This window comes from Emticicia fontis, assembly GCF_054779675.1.
Genome location: NZ_BAAGXU010000037.1, coordinates 577,170 through 603,202, shown reverse-complemented (window position 1 = coordinate 603,202; position 26,033 = coordinate 577,170). Strand labels below are relative to the sequence as shown.

Here is a 26,033-nt window from a genome sequence, read left to right as displayed (position 1 = left end):
ATTGCAAGATTAGAATTTCAAACCGCCTTCTCTGGCACCGTCTGCCAAGGCTTTAATGTTACCATGATACAAATAACCGTTACGGTCAAACACACAAGCTTCGATACCTTTTTCGGTAGCAAGTTCAGCAAGTTTTTTACCAACTTCTTTCGAGTTGTCAACTTTCACACCTTTCAAACCTAATACAGTAGTTGATGCTGAAGCTAAAGTAACGCCTTTGGTGTCGTCGATTAACTGCGCGTATATGGCTGTATTTGAGCGGTATACCGTTAAGCGCGGTCTTTCAGGGGTTCCTGAAACCTTGCTACGGATGCTCCACTTAATTTTTTGTCTTCTATCAGTTTTTACACTTGACATTGCTGTAAATATTTTGAGACTTTGAAACGGATTTCGTAGTCGTTATGTCTAATGATTATTTCTTCTTACCTGAAGTTTTACCAGCTTTACGGCGAACAACTTCACCAGCAAAACGGATACCTTTACCTTTGTAAGGCTCAACTTTACGTAGTCCTTTGATTTTTGAAGCTACAAGGCCAATCAATTGTTTGTCTGTACCTTCAAGCGTAACGATCGGGTTTTTCCCTTTCTCCATCGCAGTAGTTACTTTCAACTCAGATGGAACAACAAAGTATACGTTGTGAGAGAAACCTAAGCTAAGGTCTAATACGTTTCCGTTGTTAGCGGCTTTGTAACCTACCCCTACAATCTCCATTGTAGTTTTGTAGCCTGTGCTTACACCAATAACCATATTATTGATTAAAGAACGATACAATCCGTGTAATGCTTTGTGACGCTTTTGTTCGGTTGGTCTTTCAACTTTCAATTCGTTGTTTTCAACACCTACTTTGATATCAGCATCAACTTTTTGAGAGAGTTCTCCTTTCGGGCCTTTTACAGTTACAACATTAGAATCATCCACTGTAATACTTACTCCGGCTGGAAGAGCAACTGGCTTTTTACCAATTCTTGACATTTTTTTTGAGTTTAAGGCTTCAAGACACTTTCGTGAGCACGAGTTATCAGGAGCGGTCAACAATTTATTTAATTATTGTTGCAGACAGATGCTGCAACGAGAGATTTAATCTATTAATAGGTTAGACCTATTAATAGATATAGCACAATACTTCACCACCTACTTTCAACGCACGGGCTTCTTTATCTGTCATTACTCCTTTAGAAGTAGACACGATAGCAATACCTAATCCGTTTAATACACGTGGAATTTCAGTTGTACCTGCGTATTTACGTAAACCTGGTTTAGAAACACGTTTCAATTCTACAATTGCCGATTGTTTCGTAGTTGGGTTATACTTTAACGCAATTTTGATAACACCCTGTGGCGCTGTTTCCTCAAATTTATAACTTTGAATAAAACCTTTATCGTACAGTACTTGTGTAATCGCTTTTTTGATGTTCGAAGCAGGAATTTCTACCACTCTGTGACGCGCCTTGATGGCATTTCTTATTCTGGTAAGGAAGTCTGCTATTGGATCCGTTGTAATCATTTTGCTGTTTAATTTTGGATACCTAAGCCAACATTGAGCAGTATCACGAGCGTGACTTTCTCAATTGGGCTGCAAAATTAGAAAATATTTTTAATAAATAGTGTATACATAAGCAAATATTATTTAGCAGAATTTGCAATTCTTAAATAAATCTTATCTATTCAAGGAATTCTCCTAAATAATATTACCTATCTTACCAAGATGCTTTCGTAACACCCGGAATCAGACCTTTACCTGCCATTTCGCGGAAAGTAACACGGTTGATACCGAACTTACGCATATAACCTCTCGGACGACCTGTCAGCTTACAACGATTATGTAATCTAATCGGAGAAGCATTGCGAGGTAATTTGTCCAGGCCAGCGTAATCGTTAGCTTCTTTCAAAGCGGCACGTTTAGCAGCATATCTTGCTACAGTTGCCTCTTTTTTTCTATCTCTTGCTTTTATTGATTCTTTTGCCATTGTATGACTTTGATTAAGCTGTTTTTACTTAATTCTTGTTAAGATTTCTTTTTGCTGCTAGCAAATGGAAGACCCATCGCTTTTAATAATTCGTAAGCCTCAGCATCAGTTGGTGCCGATGTTACGAAAGTTATATCCATACCCTGAATCTTAGCGATTTTATCGATTGAAATCTCAGGGAAAATAATTTGCTCCTTAATACCAAAGGTATAGTTTCCACGACCATCAAATCCTTTATCGCTGATACCTTGGAAGTCTCTCACACGTGGAAGCGCGATTGTAGTCAAACGATCCAAGAATTCGTACATTTTCTCGCCACGTAACGTTACTTTTACACCGATTGGCATATTTTCACGAAGTTTAAAGTTTGATACGGCTTTCTTTGAAAGGGTTGCTACCGCTTTCTGACCTGTGATGTTTGTAATCTCTTCTAAGCTGCTGTCGATCAATTTCTTGTCGCCGGTTGCAGCACCTACACCACGGTTCACTACGATTTTCTGTAATACAGGAACCTGCATTATCGATTTGTATCCAAACTTATCTTTCAAAGCTGGTACTACTTCTGCTGTATATTTTTCTCTTAAACGTGCCATTTTTTTAAATCGCTTTTGGGAGAGGATTTCCGACCCTCTTTAGTTGGTCCGGTTTCACAACCAGATAAATGTAAATTAGATAAATTTACCAGTTTCTTTAGAGAAACGTTGTAATTTGCCTTTGTCGTTTTCTTTACGACCAGTACGTGTAGCATTACCTGTTGCAGGGTCTACTACCATTACGTTACTGATATGGATTGCTCCGGCAAACTCACGGATCTCACCTTGTGGGTTTTGAGCCGAAGGTTTCACGTGTTTTTTCTGAATGTTCACACCTTCTACAACTACGCGTTGTTTCTCAGAGTTGATTTCAGTGATTTTACCACGTTTGCCTTTAGAGTTACCTGCAATTACCTCAACTGTATCGCCAGTGCGTACGTGTTGTTTCTTTTGCTTATTGAATTTTCTTTCCATTACTTTTAAATTTGAAAATTTTGAATTTTAAGCACCAGACAAATCTGCCCAAAGCAACTTGTCCTGATGGCGGGCGTAGATTTAACTACAAGGCCGCTTTCAAATTAAAGAACTTCAGGAGCCAAAGAAACGATTTTCATGAATTGTTTCTCACGTAATTCACGTGCAACAGGTCCGAAAATACGAGTACCACGTGGCTCGTCTTGGTTGTTTAATAATACTACTGCGTTGTCTTCAAAACGTATGTATGAACCATCTTTGCGACGAACCTCTTTAGTGGTTCTTACTACGACAGCCTTAGATACGGTACCTTTCTTCATGTTTGAAGAAGATAGTGCCGATTTTACGGATACGACAACTTTGTCACCAATAGAAGCATAACGTTTACCTGTACCGCCTAATACACGGATTACAAGCACTTCTTTTGCTCCACTATTATCGGCAACACCTGCTCTTGATTCTTGCTGTAACATTGTCTTAATTTGTTGGCTATTAGCCGATTAGCTAATAGATATTAGCTTTAAATTACTTCGCTTTTTCTACGATTTCTACTAATCTCCAATTTTTGTTCTTGCTCAATGGGCGAGTTTCCTGAATCTTTACGGTATCACCGATACCAGCTTCATTATTCTCGTCATGGAACATGAATTTCTTGGTTTTGAGCATGAACTTTCCGTATTTCGGGTGTTTCAGTTTACGAACTACAGCTACCACTCCAGATTTGTCCATCTTGTTGCTAACTACTGTTCCGATACGCTCTTTTCTAAGATTTCTTTCTTCCATTGTATTTGTCTTAATGTCCTGTTGAACAGGGTATTTAAATATTAACGGGCATTCAATTCTGTCAACATTTGAGCAATCAATCTACGAGACTGACGGATACGCATCGGATTTTCGATAGGCGTGATAGCATGCGCAAACTTCAATTTGTTGATTCTGTCTTTTTCAACAGAGATGTTTTGCTGCAACTGCTCAACTGACAATGCTTGGATTTCTGACTTTTTCATTTTGTTCTTGAATGAATGAATGAGTAAAAAAATAAAGGTCTCATTCAGGTAATTCATAAACCGTTAGGCTTATGATTATTCTGCATCTTCCTGATAATCCTTACGTACAACAAATTTTGTTTGTACTGGCAATTTTTGTGCTGCCAGACGAAGGGCTTCAGTAGCAACTGCCAAAGGCACACCTGTTGCTTCGAAAAGAATAGTACCTGGTTTTACGCTAGCTACCCAATACTCTGGGGCACCTTTACCTTTACCCATACGTACTTCGAGTGGCTTTTTAGTGATAGGTTTATCAGGGAAGATACGAATCCATACCTGACCTTCACGTTTCATTGCACGGGTAACCCCGATACGGGCTGCTTCAATCTGGCGAGCAGTGATACGACCCGGCTCTAAAGATTTGATAGCGAATGTTCCGAAAGCGATCTCGTGTCCACGTGTTGCTAGACCTTTGATCCTGCCTTTTTGCTGCTTACGGAATTTGGTTCTTCTTGGTTGTAACATGACGCTATTATATTTTCAGCACTGTTGTGCTTAGTTTCAAGTTTTAGATTCGTAAGTTTCAGGTAGAAAATTCCAACAAGGAAACCTACGAACCTGAAACTCAAAACTTATTATCTTCTATTATTATTACCTCTATTATTGTTGTTTCCACCACCACGGTTGTTATTGTTACCACCACGGTTGTTGTTGTTTCCACCACGATTGTTCGGGCCACGGTTGTCTCCGCCTCTGTTGTCACGTCCGCCACCTCTGTTATCACGTCCGCCGCCTCTGTTATCGTCACGTCCGCCACCTCTTCTATCGTCACGTCCGCCACCTTCGTTACCTCTTTCGTTACCTTGTGATTGTGCACCACCGGCTGGAGTTAAATCGCGTTTGCCAAATACCTCGCCTTTGAATACCCATACTTTGATACCGATTTTACCGTATACTGTCAACGCTTCTGAAATAGCGTAGTCAATGTCAGCACGAAGTGTATGAAGCGGGATACGTCCTTCTTTATACATCTCGTTACGTGCCATCTCGGCTCCTGCCAAACGACCACCCAATTTCACTTTGATACCTTGTGCACCTACACGAACAGCCGCTTGAATAGCTTGTTTCATGGCACGACGGTAAGAAATACGCGCTTCTAATTGTTGAGCAATAGACTCACCGATTAGTTTCGCATCTAGTTCAGGACGTTTGATTTCGTAGATATTGATCTGAACGTCTTTGCCGGTCAGTTTTTTCAACTCTTCTTTAATCTTGTCCACTTCGTTACCACCTTTTCCGATAACAACACCTGGGCGGGCTGTATGGATAGTTAAAGTGATACGTTTTAAAGTACGCTCGATAACTACTTTCGATATTGCGCCTTTTGGAATACGTGCAGCCACGTATTTACGGATTTCTTGATCTTCGACAAGTTTCTCGGCAAAAGTTTTGCCACCATACCAGTTAGATTCCCATCCTCTGATATATCCAAGTCTAAGACCGACAGGATTTACTTTTTGTCCCATTAGTTTTTAATTCTTGTTTTACGGCTTCATAGCCGTAGGTAAATTGCGGTACGAGTAGTATATCGTTCGCTATGATTGATTAAACTTCACTTGCTGTATTGGCACTATCAACTACGATAGTCAGGTGATGAGAACGTTTACGAACTCTGTATGCACGCCCTTGAGGTGCAGGTCTTAAACGCTTGATCATACGACCACCATCAACGAAGATTGATTTCACAACTAATTCTGCGTCTTCAATTTTCTGGTCTTCGTTTTTTTGTTGCCAGTTAGCTACTGCTGATAACAAGACCTTCTTGATAACAGGAGATGCGTGTTGAGGCTGAAAACTCAGGATACCCAACGCATAACTTACCTTTTTACCTCTGATCAGGTCTGCAACCAGTCTTGCCTTACGAGGCGAGGTAGGATAATCACTTAATTTTGCTACTGCTTCCATTTTTTACAAATGTACAATTATTATCTTTTTCCTTTATCTTTCTTTGCTATGTGACCACGGAAGTTACGAGTCGGAGAGAATTCGCCCAATTTGTGTCCTACCATGTTATCAGTTACATATACCGGAATAAATTTGTTTCCGTTATGCACTGCGAAAGTATGTCCAATGAAATCAGGAGAAATCATTGAGCGACGCGACCATGTTTTGATGACTGATTTTTTGCCAGAGTTGTTCATGTCAACAACTTTTTTGTCGAGGCGGTAATCAATATATGGTCCTTTTTTGAGTGAGCGTGCCATAAATACTTATATATCCTTTATTATGATTATTTACTTCTTCTTGAAACGATTAGCTTGGTTGACGGCTTAGTTTTGTCACGTGTTTTCTTGCCTTTAGCTAATAAGCCATTGCGCGAACGTGGGTGACCTCCTGAAGCACGACCTTCACCACCACCCATCGGGTGATCAACCGGGTTCATAGCAACACCTCTTACACGTGGACGAACACCTAACCAACGTTTACGACCTGCTTTACCGTAAGTTACGTTCATGTGATCTGCGTTTGATACTGTACCTACTGTAGCGATACAAGTAGCCAATACCATTCTCATTTCACCTGATGGCATTTTCAAGGTTACATATTTGCCATCTTTCGCCAACACCTGAGCGTATGTTCCTGCGCTACGTGCCATTTGAGCACCTTTACCAGGGTGTAACTCGATGTTGTGAATAATTGTACCAAGTGGCATGCTTCCTAGTGGAAGTGAGTTACCGATTTCTGGTGCAACTGATTTACCCGACATAATCGTCTGGCCTACTTTCAAGCCTTGTGGAGCAATGATGTAAGCTTTTTCGCCATCAGTATATTGTACTAAGGCAATACGAGCTGTACGGTTTGGATCGTACTCAATCGTTTTTACTTCAGCAGAAACATCTACTTTGTCTCTTCTGAAATCGATGATACGATATTTACGTTTGTGGCCACCACCGATGTAACGTGCGGTACGGTGTCCTTCGTTATTACGACCACCAGTTCTTTTGATCGAAGTAGTTAAGCTTTTCTCAGGTTTACTTGCAGTAATCTCAGAGAAATCTGGAGCTACACGATGACGTTGACCCGGGGTGATTGGTTTTAATTTCTTGATACCCATTTTACTTATTCTTTTGCAGCCTTTCAGGGGCTATACTTGAAATTTAATGATGGAACGATTCTCGAAGAACCGGTTCTTATAAATTTTCGTAGAAATCGATCATTTCTCCTTCTTTCAACGAAACAATTGCTTTCTTGAAAGTAGAAGTAACGCCAGAAGATGCTCTGCTACGAGTCATTCTTGATTTCTTTTTACCGATCTGACGGATGGTGTTTACATCAGTAACTGATACGCCATACATCTTTTCGACAGCCTTTGCGATCTCGATTTTATTCGCATCGATAGCTACCTCGAACACAAACTTACCTTTTGCAGTATGTTTTTGCGATTTCTCGGTGATGATTGGTCTTTTAAGTACACTCATTTTCTTAATTTATTAGCAAAGCTGCTGGCAGCTTCTTAGTTCAATATTGATTCAATTTTTGACAAAGCACCTTCGCTAATGATCAACTTATCAGCATTGATTAAGTCATAAGTACTTACTTCGTCAGCACTCAAAACTTTAGTTTTAGGAATGTTGCGAGCTGATAAATACACATTGCTATCGTAGTCAGGCAAAATGAAAAGTGTTTTGCTGCCAGTTAATGACAATGCACCAAGAAATGCTAAGTAAGATTTTGTCTTTGGAGAGTCGAAAGTGAAATCTTCAATAACTGAGATGTTATTTTCTTTAGCTCTTGCAGAGAATACCGATTTACGAGCTAAAACTTTTACTTTCTTATTCAATTTGAAATCGTAATCGCGTGGAACTGGTCCGAATACACGACCACCACCTACGAAGGTTGGAGCTTTGGTTGAACCGTGACGAGCACCGCCTGAACCTTTCTGACGAACAATCTTTTTAGTTGAACGTGCAATTTCAGCTCTTTGTTTTGCTTTGTGCGTACCTTGACGCTGATTAGCCAGATAGTGTTTTACATCCAGGTAAACCACGTGTTCGTTTGGCTCGATTCCAAAGATCGCGTCAGACAAACTTGCCTTACGACCTAGATCTTTTCCGTCTTTGCTTAATACTGATAATTCCATTTTGTTTGCCGCATTTTTTCGATGTCGTCCGGTTTCGACCTATCTAATTGTGAATTAGTGAATTAGTGATTGAGTGAATAACAAAACCACTAAATCCCCGACTTATTTATGTAAAGTAATGTAGCCGTTTTTCGCGCCTGGAACTGAACCGCTGATCACGATTAAGTTTTGGTCTGCTAACACTTTCAATACTTTAAGGTTTTGTACAGTGGTACGAGTGTTACCCATACGACCCGCCATACGAATACCTTTGAATACTCTTGATGGGAATGAACAGGCACCAATTGAACCTGGGTGACGTCCTCTGTTGTGCTGACCGTGAGTCTGGCCACCAACACCGGCGAATCCGTGGCGTTTTACAACCCCTTGAAAACCACGACCTTTTGAGTTACCGCTTGCATCAAGGAAATCGCCTTCTGCAAAAATATCTTCGATACGGATAGTATCGCCAAGGCTGTATTCTTTCTCAAACTCTTTGAACTCAACTAATTTACGTTTAGGCGTTGTGCCTGCTTTTTTGAAGTGACCTACCAACGGGCGGCTAGTGTTTTTTTCTTTTTTCTCGCCGTAACCTAATTGGATAGCTTTGTAGCCATCTTTCTCTTCAGTACGAACATGAGTAACAACACAAGGACCTGCTTCTATCAAAGTGCAAGGTACTGCTTGACCTTCTGCGTTGAAGATAGTTGTCATTCCAACTTTCTTTCCGATAATTCCAGACATGGTATTTTACGCTTTATTTTGCTATTATAACCTATTTTGATTCTTCTTCGGCCAAAATTGCTTTCGGCGTGCGAACGGGGGTGCAAAATTCCGAAAAATTATGCACGAAACCAAACTTCGGTCAAAAAATTATTTACTATTCCAGAGGTTAGCAAAGCCAACTTGTTCATTACACTGCAAACCGCTGAGGAATGTTCCGCCTCGGTAAGGTCAAAAAAAACTAAAGGTGCAGGACGATTCCTTGTTACCTTGCAGTGATTCCTGTAAAATTCATAGCTTTCGGAGACTGTTCTGATATTCTTTTACGAACCAGGTTCGTAGGTATGCTTACAGTCAAAGTTAAACTGGTTTCCCGAATGAGTCGAGACTTCATTTAACCAAATGAGAAGTACTCCGTTTTCAATTGAGGTGCAAAGGTACGAGTTTTTTTGATTCGTACAATAATATATCAAAAAGTTTTTTAATTATTTTTCTTGTAGTCAGGGGGTTAGCGCGGAATTAAATAAATTGTTTGGTAGTTCCTTATGCCCTTGTTCATCGAATGAATTCGGTGGCTAAGATAACAAAGGAATAATTTATTATGTACACCAGACTTAAGTCGGGCCTTTTATGAAAACTACTGCGAATTAATTTTATTATATAAGCCTAACCGCGAAGCGGCGGCCGCTTGAGTCCGGCGATGTATGCAAAAAATACCTTTGTTATCTTAGATGGCGAATTCTATTCGCTGATACTCTATATAACGATTTTAGAATTTTAAAGGATATGCAGTGCGAACACATTTTGGCTGAAGCCCGTTAGATATTTTAATTCTTTTAACCCCCATTTAAAAATGGGGGCTATTGATTCAGCCTCCAGCTTTAGCTGGAGATACATCAAATAGTATCATCCAAATAGGCTTTAGCCGAAAATTTGTTTTCTAAGACGATGCCAATTGACCGTTCTTATTGCTCATTTATAATCAATCAGGATACAAAAGATACTTAGCCCGAATAGTCTTAAAATTCGACAACCCCGGCTCCCAGCTTTTTCTGATTTCCTCTTCCGATACGCCCGCTATAATCTGTTTTCTCAACTGATCTGTACCAATACGCAGGTCAAAAGCGGATATATCCTGGCCCGGTCTCCCCGGCGTAAAGAAATGTGCTTTGTCGGGATAAGCTTTATACAATTCAATTACCCACTTTAAATTAAGCTGGCGGCTTTCCCGAAGTTGGTTAATATCATAAGTGCGAAGATCAAGGCCATAACAAACAGAATCTTTATGATTAGGCCGCTCACTCATCCCGGGAATACTCACCGGTTTGTATGAAAAGGCATACTTATCTTTCAATTTGGGTGCTCCCAATATAGTAAATGGCATATAAGTTCCCCGTCCTTCATTGATAGCCGTTCCTTCAAACATACACAAGCTCGGGAAAAGCATCACAGCCTGCTGTGTATTCAAATTCGGTGACGGATGTATTGGCAATACATAAGGCATATCATGACTATAGTTGGCAACCTTGATAATATTGAGTTTGCATGGGGTCGGCAGGTAGCCTTCACCATTAAGATACTGAGCAAATTCACCGATAGTCATGCCATGAGTCATGGGTGTATAATGGATTCCTATGGCCGATTTAAATCGATCTTCAGTCATTACAGGCCCGTCTACTACATAAGCGTTAGGATTAGGCCTGTCCAGAATCACCAGTTCTTTATTGTTTTCTGCACAGGCTTCCATGATATACTCAAGCGTATTAATATTCGTATAATAGCGGCAACCTACATCCTGTATATCAAAGACCATCAGATCCACATCGGCTAGTTGCTCTTTGGTGGGTTTCTGGTTTTTACCATACAAAGAAATAATCGGAAGCCCGGTTTTAGTGTCTGTCTCATTGCTCACCGCAGCGCCATTGCTGGCATTACCTCTGAAACCATGCTCAGGCCCAAACACCTTTACAATGTTAATACCAAGGCTCAATAAACTATCTACACTGCTTTTCTTACCGATAATAGAACTCTGATTGGCAACCAGACCAATGCGCTTTCCTTTCAGATAAGACAAATATTTCTCGGTCTGGTCTGCACCCGTGATAATCTCTGATTTTTTAGACGATTTTTGGTTAGACGATGCAATCTGAGCTGTACATCCGGTATGAGTAATCGCAAGAAGCGTTAAAAAAAGTATGGAAATAAGTTTCATCATTGTTAGAAGGTCAAATTAAGATGTTAGCTAAAACACCATTGCAATATATAGCTAATAGATGATATTTTACCAAAGAAGCAAATAAAGAAGACAACCAGCACCAAATAAATGATACCAGGCTGTTAAAAACATTTACTGAACCCATCTGATACAAGGTAATAATTCTTATTAACAAACATTCACAAATCATTAGGAAATCCTTAACACGGGCCTATACGTAATCAGGTTACTTTTGAGCCTTATTTCAACAAAATATACATTTATGAAAAAGCATTACACCTTGTTTATGTTATGCTTGAGTTTTGCCGCTTTTGCGCAAAGCTCAAGCCCTTTTATTAATCTCGAAAGTCTTGATGCCCGAGGCAATACCATGCTATTGGGCCCTTGCTCCAAAGTAGCCTTCATGCGTCTCCCCTACAACCGATGGCATGATAAGTATTATAATGAATATCAGGTCGATACTATAACCACACAAGCATTCAAGCCAGACCTGAAAGATATGGAAATACTAATCTTTGGCGCTACTTGGTGCGGAGATACCCAGCAGAACCTCCCCCGTTTCCTGAAAATCCTTGAAAAGGCAGAGTTGCCTAATGCAAAACTCAGGATGGTAATGGTAGATAATGCGCAGGAACGCTACAAACAAAGCCCGACTCACGAAGAAGCGAATTGGAATATTTTCAGAGTGCCAACTTTTATTATCTTACAAAAAGGCAAAGAAATTGGCAGAATCATTGAACGCCCTGTTGAAACCTTAGAAAAAGATTTAGCCAGAATCATCAGCCAACAACCTTATGAACCAGCCTACAAAGCACAAGCCATAGTAGCTAAGGTGGTTAATACTTATCCTGCCAAACAGCTTACTAAAGAATTAGAGAATATTAGAGAAGAGATAAAACCCTTACTCAGAAATTATAGCGAACTGAATGCCTATGGCTACGTCTTGCTCGCTCAAAAACGTTATCCGCAAGCCATTGCCGTATTAGAACTCAACACAAACGTATATCCACAAGAGGCTAATACTTTTGATAGTCTGGCAGAGGCATATCTGATAGCCGGAGATAAGAAGCAAGCCTTGTATTATTACGAAAAAGCTTTGCAGATAGATAGCAATTTAGTGAGTGCTAAGGAGAAGGTGGCGGAGTTGGGTAAATAAATATTCTAAAAATTTAAGATCCATTTTGGTAGAGACGCCATGCTGGCGTCTCCAGGAGCCTATCAAAGACAAAGAATGTGATTCTAAGAATGAAAATTATATACCTTATCTGTATATTCCTGGCTTTCTAAGACGCAAGCATCGCGGTGGGTCATCATTGAACGACGGCCACCCCCAATTCTACAATAATACCATAAAAACAAACTATGCTATAATAAGACTCTCCCGTATACGTTAAAGAAGAAAACCGCGTAATAAAACGTGACTAAATTATTTACTACTCTTCTTTAACTGTGTCTATTATGAAACAACTTTCTGTGCTTTTGCTATGCCTGTTTCTATGCAATCATTCTTTTGCGCAAACTGTCATTAAAGGCAAACTTCCTGCATTTAAATATGGGATTGTAACTATTAGCCGACCAACGAAGTGGTTGATGCATGATACCCCCAAGATTGCCCATATTAAAACAAGTATAAACGAATCAGGTGAATTCTCTTTTAATTTAGACCATCTTGATAAAGAACTCATTACTATCACAATCAATGATAGCACCCGCAACAAGACCTTTTATAACCAGTTTCTTTATCTGCAAAAAGGGTATCAGCTTACCTTGTCAGAAGATAACAACCATTCTGTTGCAATAAACGGCATTGGTGCTGAAGATAATCACTTAAAAGGTATTGAAACCTTTTATAATATAGGCATGGTAAAAGCCGATTCATTACCTGACAGAAAATATAAGGTAATACAAAATCTTTATACCCGAGATAAAGTCGTTCTTGATTCTATTTCCAAAATCTATCAACTTTCAGCCAATTTAGTAGAGACATTAAATTATCATCTCAAATATGCAAAGCTTGCTTCGTTTTACGAACAATATGGCAATATAAGACTCGATCGAATGGCTGAGATTTACAGAAATCGTCTAAAGTGGGAAAACATTCTCGAACAATTACAGAATGAAGTAGCCATGTCTGACGAAAAAGCCTTAGTATCTCCCACCTATCATAAATACCTCCAGACATTTCTTGACAGGAAATATGAAGACATTATTAGGAACTCAAATAATAAACCGGAGGAATTTTACAAAGAGTGGTTTAATGGAAATACCGTTGAAGGAAAAGCTGCCATGCGAAAAGATTTCAGCAATCAGTTAAAGCAAAAAATTATAGAAAAATACTTCACAGGCAAGGTCAAAGAACAAATGTATGCTTTACTGTTTGACACAATGACGGAAAGACAGATGTTTGCCAATGCAGAATCAATACTCAACGATTTTAAGCGACAATTTCCTGAGAGTGAATTCATTCAATACTTTGAAAACCCGTTCAAGGAGGCAATTATCCGGTCGAATAATAAGCTAACAGAAAACATGGTCTTTCTTAATGACATAAAGACCTGGGACAATATTCTTGCTAAATTCAAAGGCAAAACCGTCTTAATTGATATGTGGGGAACTTGGTGCGCTCCTTGCCGACAAGAAATAAATGAGCATGCCGCGGCATTAAAGCAACATTTTAAGGATAAGAATGTTACGTTTTTGTATATAGCTAATTTCGACAGAAACGTTGAAAAATGGAAAGAAGTGATTGCCTATTATAATCTGGAAGGCAATCATATATTGGCATCCAGAGATTTTACTATGCAAATTATGGAGAAAATCAATGGGGCTAATAGTTATCCTACTTATGCAATTATTGATAAAAATGGTAAAGTAGAATTATCGAAAACTGGCAATCCTCTGGATAGAAATGTATTGATTCAGCAGATTGAAGAGATTTTGAAGAGATAGGTTTTATAATGCGACTTAAATTCATCTTTTTGTATTTATAAAATTATCACCTAAAAACTTAGTTATAGGGAGAAGATTTTGTACTTTTAAGGCAATTACTTGTATCTTATTTTTCATCCTTTTTCTGTGTCTTAAAATATGAAACCATCTCTTATCTTTTTGCTATGCCTGTTAATACAGATTCATTCGACTGCCCAAAGAACCCTCATCAAGGGCAAAGTTCCCTCAATGAAAGGGGCATTGGTAACAATTGAACACCCAACCCACCCCTTGGTTGATAAGCCCGGAGGCGTTTCTATCAAAACCTTTGTGAGCCCAACAGGAGATTTCAGCTTCAATGCCGATTTCCTCAATAAAGAAATTATCACTATCGTTATTAAAGATGCCGCCTCTAATCAGAAGTTTTTTGAGCAATACTTCTTTATTACCAAAGGCGACAATATCCTGATTGCTGAAAATGCTGACAAGCGCATCACTATCAGTGGGATAGGTGCAAAAAATAATCAGCTAAAGGGTATTCCGACATTCTACAACTATGGCTGGATGAAACAGGATTCTCTGCCCGATAGAATCTTGCAGGTGGTGAATGGCTTTTATGAAAGAGATAAGCATCGGATTGATTCACTGATACGAACACTGAAACCTTCGTCCGAATTCATAGAAGCATGGAATTACCACCTGAAATACGCCCGCGTACAAGCCTTTTATAATACGTATGGCGGCCTCAGAATTGCCCGACGCGATGAACTGGAAAGAAACAAGCAAGCCTGGTTGGAAAAACTAGCTCAATTACAAAATGAGGTACCGCTTTCAGACGAAAAAGCATTGGTTGCACCCTCCTACCTGGCGTATCTGGATACTTTTCTTGAAAGAAGGCACACAGAAATTTGGAATGATTATTTAAAAAAATCGCCGGAGTTTTACAAGGAATGGTTTGACGGAGACAGCCTGAAAGCCAGAGAAGTAATGCAGAAAGATTTTTACAATGCTTTAAAACAAAAAATGATAGAGCGCTATTTTAGCGGAAAAGTAAAAGAACAGATGTATGCGTTTTTATTTAATGAGATGATACAATCACAGAACTTTGTAAATCTTCCCACTATTTTAGCCGACTTTAACAAACAATTCCCTGCGAGTAAGTTTAATCGTCATTTTAAACAGCCTTTGCAGGCAGCCTTAGCCCGATTTAATAATACGCTCACCGATAAAATGGTATTCTTAAGCTATATAAAAAACTGGGATAACGTTCTGGCAGAATTCAAAGGCAAAACTGTATTGCTTGATATGTGGGGTACCTGGTGCCGACCTTGTCGGGAGGAGTTGAGCTTACATGCGGCAGCACTAAAAGAACATTTCAAAACTAAAGACATCACTTTTTTATACATCACCAATCATGACATCAATACTGAAAAATGGAAACAACTGATAGCGTTTTACCAGCTGGAAGGGGTTCATGTTTTTGCCACAGAAGATTTAACAAAGGAAATCATGCGAAAAGTAAAGGGTGATGGTTTCCCAAGCTATGCGATTATTGATAAATACGGCAAAGTAGAACCCTCAAAAGCAGGATACCCATTAGATAGAAATGTGTTGATTGAGCAGATTGAAGAGGCTTTGGGGAGATAAAAGAGGTTTTTCAAATGATTAATATGTCTCCCCTTTATCAACCCGACTCTCCAACTGTTTCTGTATAGAGTTGGATACATTTGAAAGAAAATCATAACCTGTTAAGTCTTCCAAATCGTCAACACTCAACCGATATTCTCCCCAATCGCTTTTAATTGACTGGCGGTTGGGGATTTTGATAGCAATTACCCGAGTTCCGCTATTTATTCTATCTATATCATTATCACCGACAGGCAGAACCACAATTACTTTCCACAACGATTCCGGCACAACCACTTTGCCATCCAGCGTTTTGGTAGTACCACCATTACTGCCAGATCCTCCCTGACCTAAAACACCAGCTATGATATACAATTCATTTCCGGCAGATGCCAGTTTCCTGCAATAAGTCTCCAGAGCCACCCAGGTATCTCTATTGCTATTAGGCGATTGTGGAACAATATTGGTCATCAGATAAGTAGCTTCATTATCTGCTACAGAACCGTCTCTGTCAGCCGACGGACATAAATGCCCTCTATCAAAACCCGAACCTACATAATCGCTGGTTTTGACCTTATACCAGCTTTCCGGCAGAGAATCATCAGATTTGAAATTTTCTGCTCTTGCCGCATCGCCTTTCCATGCCATAGACAAATGCCATGCTACCCAGTTGGCAGTTCCTCTCGAACGATTATAGGATAAAGCATACTGAGTTTTAACCATTAAATAGTTATTCTCATTCTTGGCCGCATCAGAAGGATTCCCAATTGCCAGATGATTATCTCTTCCGGCAATTATATGCTCTTTTTCACAGGAGCATACAAGAATGCTTAGTAGAACAGGTACGAAGAGTTTTTTTAGCATAATTCAATTGTCTGGATTTTGTTTCTTTAGAATGTATCACGATTTTTCAAATCGTTGCTTTTAATGCTTTGAAAAACGATTTAAAAAATCGTAATACATATTACTTCAACTTCACCGACCAGACCTCAAACCTCGTCTTATTGGTATTATAAATAAATAATTTATTATAGGCTTCTGAATAGGAAACTGCTGGCAAAGCCGTGCCCGGAAGTGGTTTATCGCCCAGCATTCGGCCTTTGAGGTCAAATAATGTATTGTTCTTCCCATCAAAAATGCCAACAAAACGCAGGTCGTTGCCCAAATCAAAATACCGCAATTGCGATTTCATGAAATTAGTACTGCCGATTTCAATAACTGATGCCCCCTGTTTGCTCATAATCGTCAATGATGTAGGTGTACGGCGGGCTATGAGCCATTCTTTATGATTCTGGTCAAAAATCACTTCGAAAACCGTGGCCTTATCAGGTCGTTCCAATTGGATATTGCCGTCCTTCAACGAATTGCCATTCATATCTACCTTCTTGATTTCTCCGGTTTCCGAAATCAAGGTAATAATCGAATTCGTTCCCCTACTCTCTTCCACAATCATCTCTGCCGGACGCGCCGATAGAGGCACTTTCGGGAAACCTTTCAGGAATGGACCGTCTTCATAAATCACATTCAGCGTACCATCTTTTTGTAGGATAGCCAGATGGGTATTATTCTTGAACTTAACCGGGTAAATCCGCATAATATCTGTCAGGTGCACCGGAGTCCTTATCTTATTAATCTTCTGGGTTTCTTCATTGATTACATATATATCTCCACCATCATCGGCCACATAAATTTTGGTTTCACTGGCAGCCACCGCCCTTATCGACCCACTGAAATTAATATCTGCATAATTGGCTACCAAACCAGTCGGATTCTCTCTCGTGAAAAACAGAAGCTTATCGGCAGTTGTAGCCAGATAATGCAATGTACCATTCTGAAAATAATCGGTCGGTAATAAATACGCACTTGTCAGCGGTTGGCTTAATGGAATCTTGTTGATTTCCTTAGCCGCATTGCTCAGCAAGATCGCCTGATGGTCGTCTCGTTGTAGCAGAATTTCTTCTGAGGTATTATAGGCATTTTTGATAATAAAAGGCTTACCTGCAAATGCTGTATTGATACTTAAACTATCCTGTAAGAAAAAACGATTGACTAATATCTCTTTCTGTGTCTGCGGAATCTTTTCTATCAGCAATTTAGTACCGAAAGTATTGTTAATCACAAAGTTTTCAACAGCCACAAAGCGTAAAGCTTTCGCTCTTTGTTCATGTTTCATGGTGGTATTACGCCATTTCTGCGGTAACGAATAATAGAGATTATTCCAGATTCGTTGCGGGCTAATAATTGCCGTCACCTGCGCCTGTGGGCGAAGTTTCTTCACAAAATCGGTGTAGACATTTGATTTTGCCCAGGTTTGTCCAAAATTCAAGCTATTCAGATATTCCCGCATGGCATCATCATCGCTCGACAAAATCATATAATCGCCAATCTGGGTATAATAACAATCGGCAAAACCTCTGAAAATAGAGCCAAACAACAAGGCAGGCAACTGACTTATCTGGATATTGCGCACGTAGTTATTCAGATAGCTAAAAGGCTGCGGCTTGAAATACGAAGAGAGTTTTCCGGCATCATCAGCCAGATCATCAAACATATTCAGGGCTTCGGCAGGGTCTTCTGTCTTTATCAGCAATATCTTTTTCGAGGGTTCGTCTGCCGAAGTTTCCATCTCGCACAACACCACTTCATTTTTCAGAATAGTATATAAATTCGTCAGATTCACTCCCAGAAAACGATTCAGACTATCCCGCTCAGCCAGAAGAGCCTGTTCGTTGCCTCTGAAATAATTATTGAAATCCTGCGCCAGTTTGGTCTTATTCTTGAAACTGATGCGGAAGGTAATAGCAGTATTTTCAGGGATCAGATCGGTACAGGTAAACGGCTGCGGCATCTGCTGACCAAAAATGCCCAGAAACGGAATCGTATTCGTGCCCTTAGAATAGATATAGGCCGAAACCGTATTTGGTATTTTAGGTTTTTCAAAAACAATATCAGGGTTCCGGGGGGTGATATTCCCAAAAAACTCAATCAGATTAGGCGATAATTGTGAGGGAAGAATATCCGCCACATCCTGCAAATTCCGGCTCTTGAAATAGATATGGGCTATACCCCTACGACTTTCTTTAAAAGGCATCCCCTCTATCGGTGCACCCAATCTGATCCGGTTTACTACTTCTTCCAGCAATACTTTCGAGCCCGTGCAAATCAGATAATCATCATGCACCAGAAAATTAAAAAGCAGTTGGTTATTGATACTATATAATTCTTCCAGCCTGAAACCCTTATAGGTACGCCCATAGGTCTTTCTTTTGGCAGGATCAGGCGAGGCAATTTTATTCAGAAAATTGGCATCGCCAAACGAGGCCGTTGGAATATAAATGATGTATTCGAGGTTCTTTTTGGTTTCGCGGTGAAGCGAATAAGTAATGCGTTTGCGGGCCAGAAATTTTTCGGCTATCAATGAATCATCTACACTCTGAACAATCTGTTTGAGCGGTTGCAGGGCATCATAGAAGAATGGAATATCAGCCAGTTGCGTAGAGTCAAACCCTTTCTTGCTGAAAAGCGAACGTTGGATTTGCGAACTTTCGACCACCAGAAAAGCGTTGTCTGGAATATAATTCCAGGCATCTTTCCGGGGTGCAAACCAGATACGGTAAGATATGTATATCGCCACCAGTGTCAGCACGGCGTTGATATACCACAGGTACTTAGTTTTTATCATAAGAAAGCAACGTAATTCTTCGTATAAACAGCATCAACAGCATAACTACTTTTAATCAAGAAAGTTTACAAGTAGATTTGCAAAAGTAAATAAATTTAAATCAAATTTCCTTGAAATCAGACCAATTTGCCTAATTTAAGTGATTAAAAGGTCTATTTCCGGCAAAAAAAATATGGTTCAGTTAGATACTATTTGTGCCTTAGCCACACCTCAGGGCGTTGGGGCTATCGGGGTAATCAGGGTTTCGGGCGAGAAGACTTTCGAAATCGTCAATAAGATTTTTAAAGGAAAAGATTTAACAAAAGTTGAGTCTCATACCATTCATTTCGGTACTATCAGAGATTATGCTGAAAATCCGGAAGGAAAAATAATTGATGAGGTTCTGCTATCGGTTTTTAAAACGCCGCGTAGCTTTACTAAAGAAGATGTGATAGAAATCTCGTGCCACGGTAGTGATTATATCATTAAATATATCCTTAAACTGCTCATTCAGAATGGTTGCCAGATGGCTAAGCCGGGTGAGTTTACCCAAAGAGCATTCCTGAACGGGCAGTTCGACCTCGTACAAGCAGAAGCCGTAGCCGACCTGATTGCTGCCGACTCAGAAGCTGCCCATAAAGCGGCATTAAACCAGATGCGTGGAGGATTCTCAACTCAGCTAAAAGCCTTACGTGAAGAATTAGTACACTTTGCCTCACTGGTAGAACTAGAGCTCGATTTCGGCGAAGAAGATGTAGAATTTGCCGGAAGAGACGATTTAAGACAATTAATATTGAAAATTCAGAATTTTCTGAAAAAATTAATAGATTCTTTTGATGCAGGCAATGTAATCAAAGAAGGGATTCCTGTGGCTATTATTGGCCCACCTAATGCCGGGAAATCTACTTTGTTGAATATCCTGCTCAACGAAGACAAAGCCATCGTCACTGATATTGCAGGCACCACCCGCGACGTAATAGAAGATATCCTTTTCATAGGCGGCATCAAATTCCGTATCATCGACACCGCAGGTATCCGCGAAACCAAAGACGTCGTAGAAACCATCGGCATCGAACGATCGAAACAGGCCATGGAAAAAGCCGAAATCGTCATCCTACTTTTCGAAAACGAAATCGACCAGCTTTTTCTAGCCAATACTTTTGCAGATATGGTAAGAGAGAAGGAGATAATTTGGGTAAGGAATAAGATCGATTTAGCAGGCGCTTTCAATTTGGCTGAGGCTGCCTCCACCCCTATTTCAACAATTCATATATCAGCCAAAAACAACATCGGCATAGACGAACTTCAAAACGCCATAGTAGCCAAAGCCAAAATAAAAAAGCAATCAGACACAATGCTCACCAACCTACGCCACTACGAACACTTAGTGAAGGCACACAATGCCTTAGGCGAAGTGTTGAGTGGCCTAAGCCTAGGCATCACAGGAGACTTTTTGGCGCAGGACATTCGTTTATCTTTGTATCATTTGGGTGAGATTACAGGCCAAATTACAACCGATGATTTATTGGCGAATATTTTTAGTAAGTTTTGTATTGGAAAGTAAGAAAAAACAACTAAAAAACCACAATCAGCCAACAGCCAACCTAATTAAAAGAACTACGGAACTCCAATGGCGTCAGCTGAGTTTTGCTTTTGAATAATTTACTGAAAGATTGCGGATGCTCAAAGCCCAGCTCATAGGCTATTTCACCTACCGATAAATAGGTGGTAGATAGTTTTTCTTTCGCTTTTTCAATTAATTTTTCATGGATATGCTGCTGGGTATTCATCCCAGTGAGTGATTTAAGCAATGAACCAAGATAACCCGTAGATACATTCAAGCCCTCTGAAAGAGATTTTACAGTCGGTAAACCCTTTGATAAAATCATATCAGTATTGAAAGAAGCTTCCAGCAAAGCTTCCATTTTCCCAAGCAACTGATGCCCGGATTTATGACGGGTAATAAACTGTCGCTGATAAAATCGTTCAGAATAGTTCAATAAGGTTTCAATTTGTGAAATAATGATACGTTGACTGAATTTATCAATTCGATTGTGGTATTCTTCTCTGATACTACTAACCAAAGTATTGACGGTTGCCTCTTCTTTTTCTGATAAAAACAAGGCTTCGTTTACCGCATATCCAAAATAATCATATTGCTTGATGTTCTTTGCCAGCGGAGTATTCCAGATAAAATCAGGATGAATCAGCAGCATCCATCCTGCACGAGGGCCAGTAGAAGAATTTTGCCGTTCTATCTTCAACAATTGGTGCGGCGCCATAAATGACATTACCCCCTCGTCGTGGTCATATACTTGCTGTCCATACTTCAGTTTTACATCCAGACCCTTTTTTAATGAAATCAGATAAAAATCGAATAGCAATCCCCCACTCTCGTCTGTATCTGAAGCTTTTATTTTCGAGTAGTCTATTACACTTATTAGTGGATGCTCCGGGGCGGGCATTCCACGCAGCTTATGAAACTCTCTGATAGTCTTTAGTAATAATGGTTTCCTGGGTTCCATTAGCTCTAGTAAATCTGATGTTCAGCACATCCGATATATTTATTATAAAGATAAAGCTTTTATTGAAAACAATAAAGTCAGCCGAAAAACACAGCCGACTTCATGCATCAATTATTGGTTAAAATAATTTTCAGATACATCTTCCAATAATCCAAGATTTGCAGGCTTCCAACCCAGCGCTTCTTGTGTTTTCAACCCTGTTGCAGGGCTATCGAAGCCAATAAATCTACTCATCCATTCAAAGTGCGTCGTCAACTCTTCTCCTTCTAATGAAGCCACCGGCAGATTCAGTTTTTGGCCAATCAACTCTGCTATGGCTTTTACCTCAATGCCACTTTCGCCAATAGCATTATACAAAGCTCCCTTCTGAGATTTCTCCAGAGCCAGACAAAACAACCGGGCAGCATCTAAACGATGAACAGCAGGCCAATGATTAAGACCATCAGCCGGATAAGCAGATACGCCATTTTTCTGCGCCATATAAATAATAAAAGGCACAAATCCTTTATCGCCCTTGTCGTGCACAGAAGGTGGCAAACGTACCACCGAAACATTGATTCCTTGTGCCGCTAAAACCAGGGCAGTGGTCTCTGAGCTCCTCGGGCTGTTAACTGCAAGGCTTTCTTCTGTAATATATCCGCCATTTTTAGGTAATCCTAAAATACCAGCCGTTACAATCAATGGCTTGTCAGTACCCTTGATTGCCTCACCCATAGCTATGATAGCCGCTTTGTCAGTATCATTAGCTTTGGCGTATTGCGTGAAATCATGAATAAAGGCCGTATGAATAACCCCATCAGCCTCAGAAGCGCCTTTTTTGAGTATATCAATATCTTCGAGGCCACCTTGCAATACTTCTGCACCAGCTTCACCGATAGCTTTTGCTGAAGCTTCGTTGCGCGCCAGACCTTTTACTTCATGGCCTGCATTCAATAATTCTTTCACTATGGCAGAGCCAATAAAACCCGATGCTCCTGTTACAAATACTTTCATGTCTTTGTTTTTTTAGATAAATGACTCAGTGATAACTTATCTGAAAATACGCATTGACTAATCTATGACACTCTTTGCGCATCTTCATGTTTCGCTTCACTGCTTCACTGTTTAATTATTTTGTTGAGGCAAATATCTGAACAGTAGAAAACGCAATTGTAACCGAATCGGATTTTGTTGTAGCCAAAACCAATGTAAGGGGTTTTGTTGATTGGAAAGTGGAAGAATGAAGACAGAAATAATGGTAAATAGCCCCACAATCAAGCTGCCTGATAAATTATTCTAACAGGCAGCTTGGTTTTGAGGCAATGGCATGATTACTTAATCGCGCTAGCCACTTTGTTAAAGGCATAAGGCACAACCCCAATTCCCAGCGTTAAAAGAGCATTGGTTAATCCTTCGATTTTTATGTCTTCATCACCAGTAAAATTCTCCCACATATAGAATGACATCAGTACTGATGCCAGACCTACGGATACCAATCCACTGATAAATGCCAGAAGTCTGCTAACACTCTGTTGTTCAGTTTCAGTGGGCGCACCTACAGATCTTGTCTGTGTTGCGGTTGCAGCCATACTGGTCAGGTTGGCGAACGTTCTGTTAGCTTGCTCTCCTTGGTTATTATCCACTGCAAGTCGTGCCGCATCAGTTGCTTCTTTCAGTTTTTTTGCGTCAGCCTCTGTTTGTTCAACTTCTTTTTCTTTGATAGTTACCCACATATCTTTATCAAGTAGAAGTTGTTTTAAGCTCACATCCTCCTTCTTAAGTTTCAGAAAAACCGAAGAAGTAATAAACAGATAAATAATAATCGGAGAAAGAGCTATCACTTTTTCAAACAATGTAGGTGGACATTCAGGTGTAGCAGCAAAGCAAAAACCGGGTATAAATGCCAAAATAAGCGTAAGAATTTTACTATAAGATTTCATAACTGGATAAGATTAAGTATATAAAAAGGTGAGTTTAAACCATTAAAAACTTAATCAAATGTACCATACATCAATGCTCTACTTCTAAGAAATTTTATTTTACGGTTACTCTTTACTCAAGTGAATTATTCGTCTATGGCAGGAACAACAATCCGATGCAACTCAATGAAAATAACTTAATCAAGCTGAATATTAAAAATGCGGAGACGACGGAGGTTAGGTCTTTGAGCTTTTGATTTAATCGGATAAGTCATATCTTTATGAAATTCAATAATCGTTTATTCTTTAATTGTCATATATTATGTTGACAAAACTAAAATCCTTTTTCTTTCCTAAAAATCAGGCGCAAAAACAAAACTTACCTCCTGATTTCGACCATCAAGTCAGAAAAGCGATTAATCTCATTGAAAACCTGGATGAACCTGGTGAAGATGAAGAGATAATAGACTATCTGATAAGCAATGATATTGGAAAGGCCGAAGCAAATGAGATTTTATTATTCTTACCAGTTGCATTTGCAAGACAACTGCTTCTAACAGTAAAATGGGTTGAAACTTATATTAGATATGCCGAGAAAAGACCAATCAGAAAAAAATATAAAGACACAGAAACATTCCAGATAATCTGGCAGATAACGAAGGAATATTTTGAGGGTAATCCGATTAGAGAAACTGTTCTAAAAATCGCAGGGAGAAGTGCTGAATTTAAGGCAATCAATAAGCTTCTTTTAGATAATCCTACAGCAAAATTTGAAGATATTATATTTACAGAATCAATTATCAGGTGATAAAAATAAAATCCATTGACAAGCTAAAGAAGATATTAAGTTCAGAATTGAATAAGACTCTTAAGACAATTCATTCTATAGAAAAGAGTACCTATCCCGATTATTACTATAATGAAATCTTTGGTTATACCTCATCTATTCTAGCGGGTATTCTCGAACAATTATTAAATGAATCTTATAATTGGGGAACCTATACCGGCAAATGGATGGATGACGCCCTAATAGAAGATTTCAACCTGTATGAAAACAAGCTATCTATTAACGGCGTAATGATTTGGGGCATAAGACATACAACCGAGCAGTGGGTAGAACCCTTTTATTTTGATGTGACACTACGTAAAAATAAAAACTCTAAAAAAGTGAATATGAGTATCTATAATTTGTATTTTGGCAATACCGATAACCCAGCCATCCCGTATTCATATTTTACTAAAAAGCGAGAATATTGGCAACAAGATTTAAGAAACTGGGCGTATCAATTCTCTTCCTGACTGTAAATCGTCAACCTTTTACTCCAGTTTCTTATACAAATTTGCCCCTTTATTATATAGATAATACAGCAAAATCTTCGCATCATATTCCTTATCCGGATTTTGTAAAGATTCGTGTATTTCGTTAGGAAACTCATAAAAAACGTCGCCTTTATTTAAAGTTTGTGCAGGTTTACCTTTTAGTTTAGTAATAACTGTTCCTTCTACTATGTATCCTACCAAATGGCAGTTATGCTGATGAGCTATGCTATCGATTGCACCAGCAGGAACAATAAAATCAACTACCTGCACCTCTTTATTGGCAAAGCTACTATCAGTAAACGATTGTTTAAAAATAGGCACGTGCGACCATTTTTTTGTAGCCGATTTGGTTTCATGATCATGTTGGGCATAGGCCATAAACGAGCTGAAAAGGCAGGAGATAAATATAAGTTTTTTCATTTTGATGGTGGGCTAGGTTTATAATGTTATATTATTGAATCTTTTTAATAGTATTTTACTCGCTATAAGTTTTAGAAATCTATTTTACCAAAACTTCCACCAAGGTTTAGCAGTCTTCAATTTTGGATTTACTTCTTTTCTTGATTCTAGAAAATCATCATATTCATTTTTAAATTCTTCTGGTTTTGGAGTACTTACTTTTTCGATAAGGTCTTCTAGTACTTTTTTTCTTTCTTCTCTCGTTTCTATTTTCCATTCTGTCTCCTTATCAAATTTTGCAAGCACTTTCCTTAAATCAATGAGTAATTCGTCATAATCTGCTCTTATTTCCCATAGAAGATATACCATTGAGCTTAGATAATCTTCTCTATTAGTAAAATCATGCTCCTCTGACGAGTCTTCCTCAGATAACTCTATTTCATCATCATATTCTTCACCTAATTGTTTTTCCCATTCTCCCCAGTTATCAAACTCTTCTTTTATTTTGAGTTTGATTTCTTCGATATTAAAATCTTCAGCTAATAAACTATGAAACATATATTTAATATCACAGGCTGTATCATTGTCAAATAAACCGGTTCCCCACGCTCCCATAAGCTATTATTTTGTTTAAACCTTTATAAAAGCAAATGAAAA

At 39.2% G+C, this 26,033-nt stretch carries 31 protein-coding genes; 6 read left to right on the top strand and 25 right to left on the bottom strand.

What is annotated here, in order from left to right:
* Positions 1-9: 9 nt before the first annotated feature.
* The 18 genes from rplR to ACYVFA_RS18325 all read right to left on the bottom strand — a co-directional run bounded on the left by rplR (position 10) and on the right by ACYVFA_RS18325 (position 11,019).
* Entirely contained in the window at positions 10-357 is a 348-nt protein-coding gene (gene rplR, locus ACYVFA_RS18410) for a 50S ribosomal protein L18 (RefSeq protein WP_460473319.1), read from the bottom strand.
* Positions 358-412: 55 nt separating this feature from the next.
* Positions 413-973, bottom strand: a complete 561-nt coding sequence (gene rplF / locus ACYVFA_RS18405; RefSeq protein WP_460473318.1) for a 50S ribosomal protein L6 — start codon at positions 971-973, stop codon at positions 413-415.
* 130 nt (positions 974-1,103) lie between these two features.
* Positions 1,104-1,505, bottom strand: a complete 402-nt coding sequence (gene rpsH, locus ACYVFA_RS18400) for a 30S ribosomal protein S8 (protein WP_460473317.1) — start codon at positions 1,503-1,505, stop codon at positions 1,104-1,106.
* 193 nt (positions 1,506-1,698) lie between these two features.
* Positions 1,699-1,968: a 30S ribosomal protein S14 gene (gene rpsN / locus ACYVFA_RS18395; RefSeq protein ID WP_116982346.1), complete on the bottom strand. Its 270-nt coding sequence runs from the start codon at positions 1,966-1,968 to the stop codon at positions 1,699-1,701.
* Positions 1,969-2,006: 38 nt separating this feature from the next.
* Complete coding sequence (gene rplE / locus ACYVFA_RS18390) at positions 2,007-2,561, bottom strand: large ribosomal subunit protein uL5 (RefSeq protein WP_460473316.1); 555 nt, start codon at positions 2,559-2,561, stop codon at positions 2,007-2,009.
* 75 nt (positions 2,562-2,636) lie between these two features.
* Complete coding sequence (gene rplX / locus ACYVFA_RS18385) at positions 2,637-2,975, bottom strand: 50S ribosomal protein L24 (protein WP_460473315.1); 339 nt, start codon at positions 2,973-2,975, stop codon at positions 2,637-2,639.
* Positions 2,976-3,079: 104 nt separating this feature from the next.
* Entirely contained in the window at positions 3,080-3,448 is a 369-nt protein-coding gene (gene rplN, locus ACYVFA_RS18380; RefSeq protein ID WP_116982343.1) for a 50S ribosomal protein L14, read from the bottom strand.
* Between the two features lie 52 nt (positions 3,449-3,500).
* A complete protein-coding gene (gene rpsQ / locus ACYVFA_RS18375) occupies positions 3,501-3,758 on the bottom strand; it encodes a small ribosomal subunit protein uS17 (RefSeq protein ID WP_460473314.1) in 258 nt (85 codons plus the stop codon).
* 41 nt (positions 3,759-3,799) lie between these two features.
* The gene (gene rpmC / locus ACYVFA_RS18370; protein ID WP_253533536.1) at positions 3,800-3,982 is read right to left on the bottom strand and encodes a 50S ribosomal protein L29; all 183 of its coding nucleotides are present in this window, start codon (positions 3,980-3,982) and stop codon (positions 3,800-3,802) included.
* Positions 3,983-4,057: 75 nt separating this feature from the next.
* A complete protein-coding gene (gene rplP, locus ACYVFA_RS18365; RefSeq protein WP_460473313.1) occupies positions 4,058-4,486 on the bottom strand; it encodes a large ribosomal subunit protein uL16 in 429 nt (142 codons plus the stop codon).
* Between the two features lie 110 nt (positions 4,487-4,596).
* Positions 4,597-5,487, bottom strand: coding sequence for a small ribosomal subunit protein uS3 (gene rpsC / locus ACYVFA_RS18360; RefSeq protein ID WP_460473312.1), 891 nt, complete (start codon positions 5,485-5,487; stop codon positions 4,597-4,599).
* Between the two features lie 79 nt (positions 5,488-5,566).
* Positions 5,567-5,926 carry a large ribosomal subunit protein uL22 gene (gene rplV, locus ACYVFA_RS18355; protein WP_460473311.1) on the bottom strand — a complete coding sequence of 120 codons (360 nt, stop codon included), beginning with the start codon at positions 5,924-5,926 and terminating at the stop codon, positions 5,567-5,569.
* 20 nt (positions 5,927-5,946) lie between these two features.
* The gene (rpsS, locus tag ACYVFA_RS18350) at positions 5,947-6,225 is read right to left on the bottom strand and encodes a 30S ribosomal protein S19 (RefSeq protein ID WP_116982338.1); all 279 of its coding nucleotides are present in this window, start codon (positions 6,223-6,225) and stop codon (positions 5,947-5,949) included.
* A gap of 26 nt (positions 6,226-6,251) precedes the next feature.
* Positions 6,252-7,076, bottom strand: coding sequence for a large ribosomal subunit protein uL2 (rplB, locus tag ACYVFA_RS18345; RefSeq protein WP_460473310.1), 825 nt, complete (start codon positions 7,074-7,076; stop codon positions 6,252-6,254).
* A gap of 76 nt (positions 7,077-7,152) precedes the next feature.
* Entirely contained in the window at positions 7,153-7,440 is a 288-nt protein-coding gene (rplW, locus tag ACYVFA_RS18340; RefSeq protein WP_460473309.1) for a 50S ribosomal protein L23, read from the bottom strand.
* 35 nt (positions 7,441-7,475) lie between these two features.
* Positions 7,476-8,102 (bottom strand): 50S ribosomal protein L4, encoded by a 627-nt coding sequence (gene rplD, locus ACYVFA_RS18335; protein WP_116982335.1) that lies wholly within the window; start codon positions 8,100-8,102, stop codon positions 7,476-7,478.
* Positions 8,103-8,204: 102 nt separating this feature from the next.
* Positions 8,205-8,825, bottom strand: coding sequence for a large ribosomal subunit protein uL3 (rplC, locus tag ACYVFA_RS18330; protein ID WP_460473308.1), 621 nt, complete (start codon positions 8,823-8,825; stop codon positions 8,205-8,207).
* 961 nt (positions 8,826-9,786) lie between these two features.
* On the bottom strand, positions 9,787-11,019 hold the full coding sequence (locus ACYVFA_RS18325) for an exo-beta-N-acetylmuramidase NamZ family protein (protein ID WP_460473307.1): 1,233 nt from the start codon (positions 11,017-11,019) through the stop codon (positions 9,787-9,789).
* A 262-nt stretch (positions 11,020-11,281) separates the two neighbouring features.
* Here ACYVFA_RS18325 and ACYVFA_RS18320 point away from each other — a divergent pair, with 262 nt between their 5' ends.
* From ACYVFA_RS18320 to ACYVFA_RS18310, 3 genes are all read left to right on the top strand, one after another.
* Entirely contained in the window at positions 11,282-12,175 is an 894-nt protein-coding gene (locus ACYVFA_RS18320) for a thioredoxin family protein (protein ID WP_460473306.1), read from the top strand.
* 302 nt (positions 12,176-12,477) lie between these two features.
* Positions 12,478-13,968, top strand: coding sequence for a TlpA family protein disulfide reductase (locus tag ACYVFA_RS18315; RefSeq protein WP_460473305.1), 1,491 nt, complete (start codon positions 12,478-12,480; stop codon positions 13,966-13,968).
* Positions 13,969-14,106: 138 nt separating this feature from the next.
* Positions 14,107-15,594, top strand: a complete 1,488-nt coding sequence (locus ACYVFA_RS18310) for a TlpA family protein disulfide reductase (protein WP_460473304.1) — start codon at positions 14,107-14,109, stop codon at positions 15,592-15,594.
* An 18-nt stretch (positions 15,595-15,612) separates the two neighbouring features.
* On the opposite strand, the gene ACYVFA_RS18305 is transcribed toward ACYVFA_RS18310, so the two are convergent.
* Positions 15,613-16,437 (bottom strand): DNA/RNA non-specific endonuclease, encoded by an 825-nt coding sequence (locus ACYVFA_RS18305; RefSeq protein ID WP_460473303.1) that lies wholly within the window; start codon positions 16,435-16,437, stop codon positions 15,613-15,615.
* Positions 16,438-16,537: 100 nt separating this feature from the next.
* The gene (locus ACYVFA_RS18300) at positions 16,538-19,255 is read right to left on the bottom strand and encodes a hypothetical protein (RefSeq protein ID WP_460473302.1); all 2,718 of its coding nucleotides are present in this window, start codon (positions 19,253-19,255) and stop codon (positions 16,538-16,540) included.
* A 172-nt stretch (positions 19,256-19,427) separates the two neighbouring features.
* Between ACYVFA_RS18300 and mnmE the strand changes: the two genes are divergently transcribed.
* The gene (gene mnmE / locus ACYVFA_RS18295) at positions 19,428-20,798 is read left to right on the top strand and encodes a tRNA modification GTPase (RefSeq protein WP_460473301.1); all 1,371 of its coding nucleotides are present in this window, start codon (positions 19,428-19,430) and stop codon (positions 20,796-20,798) included.
* A 40-nt stretch (positions 20,799-20,838) separates the two neighbouring features.
* Here the strand turns inward: mnmE and ACYVFA_RS18290 are convergent, their stop codons facing one another.
* The 3 genes from ACYVFA_RS18290 to ACYVFA_RS18280 form a co-directional block, all read right to left on the bottom strand.
* Positions 20,839-21,759, bottom strand: a complete 921-nt coding sequence (locus ACYVFA_RS18290) for a helix-turn-helix domain-containing protein (RefSeq protein ID WP_460473300.1) — start codon at positions 21,757-21,759, stop codon at positions 20,839-20,841.
* A gap of 111 nt (positions 21,760-21,870) precedes the next feature.
* Positions 21,871-22,752 (bottom strand): SDR family oxidoreductase, encoded by an 882-nt coding sequence (locus ACYVFA_RS18285; RefSeq protein WP_460473299.1) that lies wholly within the window; start codon positions 22,750-22,752, stop codon positions 21,871-21,873.
* A gap of 317 nt (positions 22,753-23,069) precedes the next feature.
* Positions 23,070-23,678: a hypothetical protein gene (locus ACYVFA_RS18280; protein WP_460473298.1), complete on the bottom strand. Its 609-nt coding sequence runs from the start codon at positions 23,676-23,678 to the stop codon at positions 23,070-23,072.
* A 301-nt stretch (positions 23,679-23,979) separates the two neighbouring features.
* On the opposite strand from ACYVFA_RS18280, the gene ACYVFA_RS18275 reads away from it, so the two are divergent.
* Both ACYVFA_RS18275 and ACYVFA_RS18270 read left to right on the top strand, forming a co-directional pair.
* Positions 23,980-24,465, top strand: coding sequence for a hypothetical protein (locus ACYVFA_RS18275; protein ID WP_460473297.1), 486 nt, complete (start codon positions 23,980-23,982; stop codon positions 24,463-24,465).
* A 47-nt stretch (positions 24,466-24,512) separates the two neighbouring features.
* Positions 24,513-24,956, top strand: a complete 444-nt coding sequence (locus tag ACYVFA_RS18270; RefSeq protein ID WP_460473296.1) for a hypothetical protein — start codon at positions 24,513-24,515, stop codon at positions 24,954-24,956.
* Positions 24,957-24,974: 18 nt separating this feature from the next.
* Here the strand turns inward: ACYVFA_RS18270 and ACYVFA_RS18265 are convergent, their stop codons facing one another.
* Together ACYVFA_RS18265 and ACYVFA_RS18260 are read right to left on the bottom strand one after the other, a co-directional pair.
* Entirely contained in the window at positions 24,975-25,397 is a 423-nt protein-coding gene (locus tag ACYVFA_RS18265) for a cupin domain-containing protein (RefSeq protein ID WP_460473295.1), read from the bottom strand.
* Between the two features lie 84 nt (positions 25,398-25,481).
* On the bottom strand, positions 25,482-25,991 hold the full coding sequence (locus tag ACYVFA_RS18260) for a hypothetical protein (RefSeq protein ID WP_460473294.1): 510 nt from the start codon (positions 25,989-25,991) through the stop codon (positions 25,482-25,484).
* Positions 25,992-26,033 lie beyond the last annotated feature (42 nt).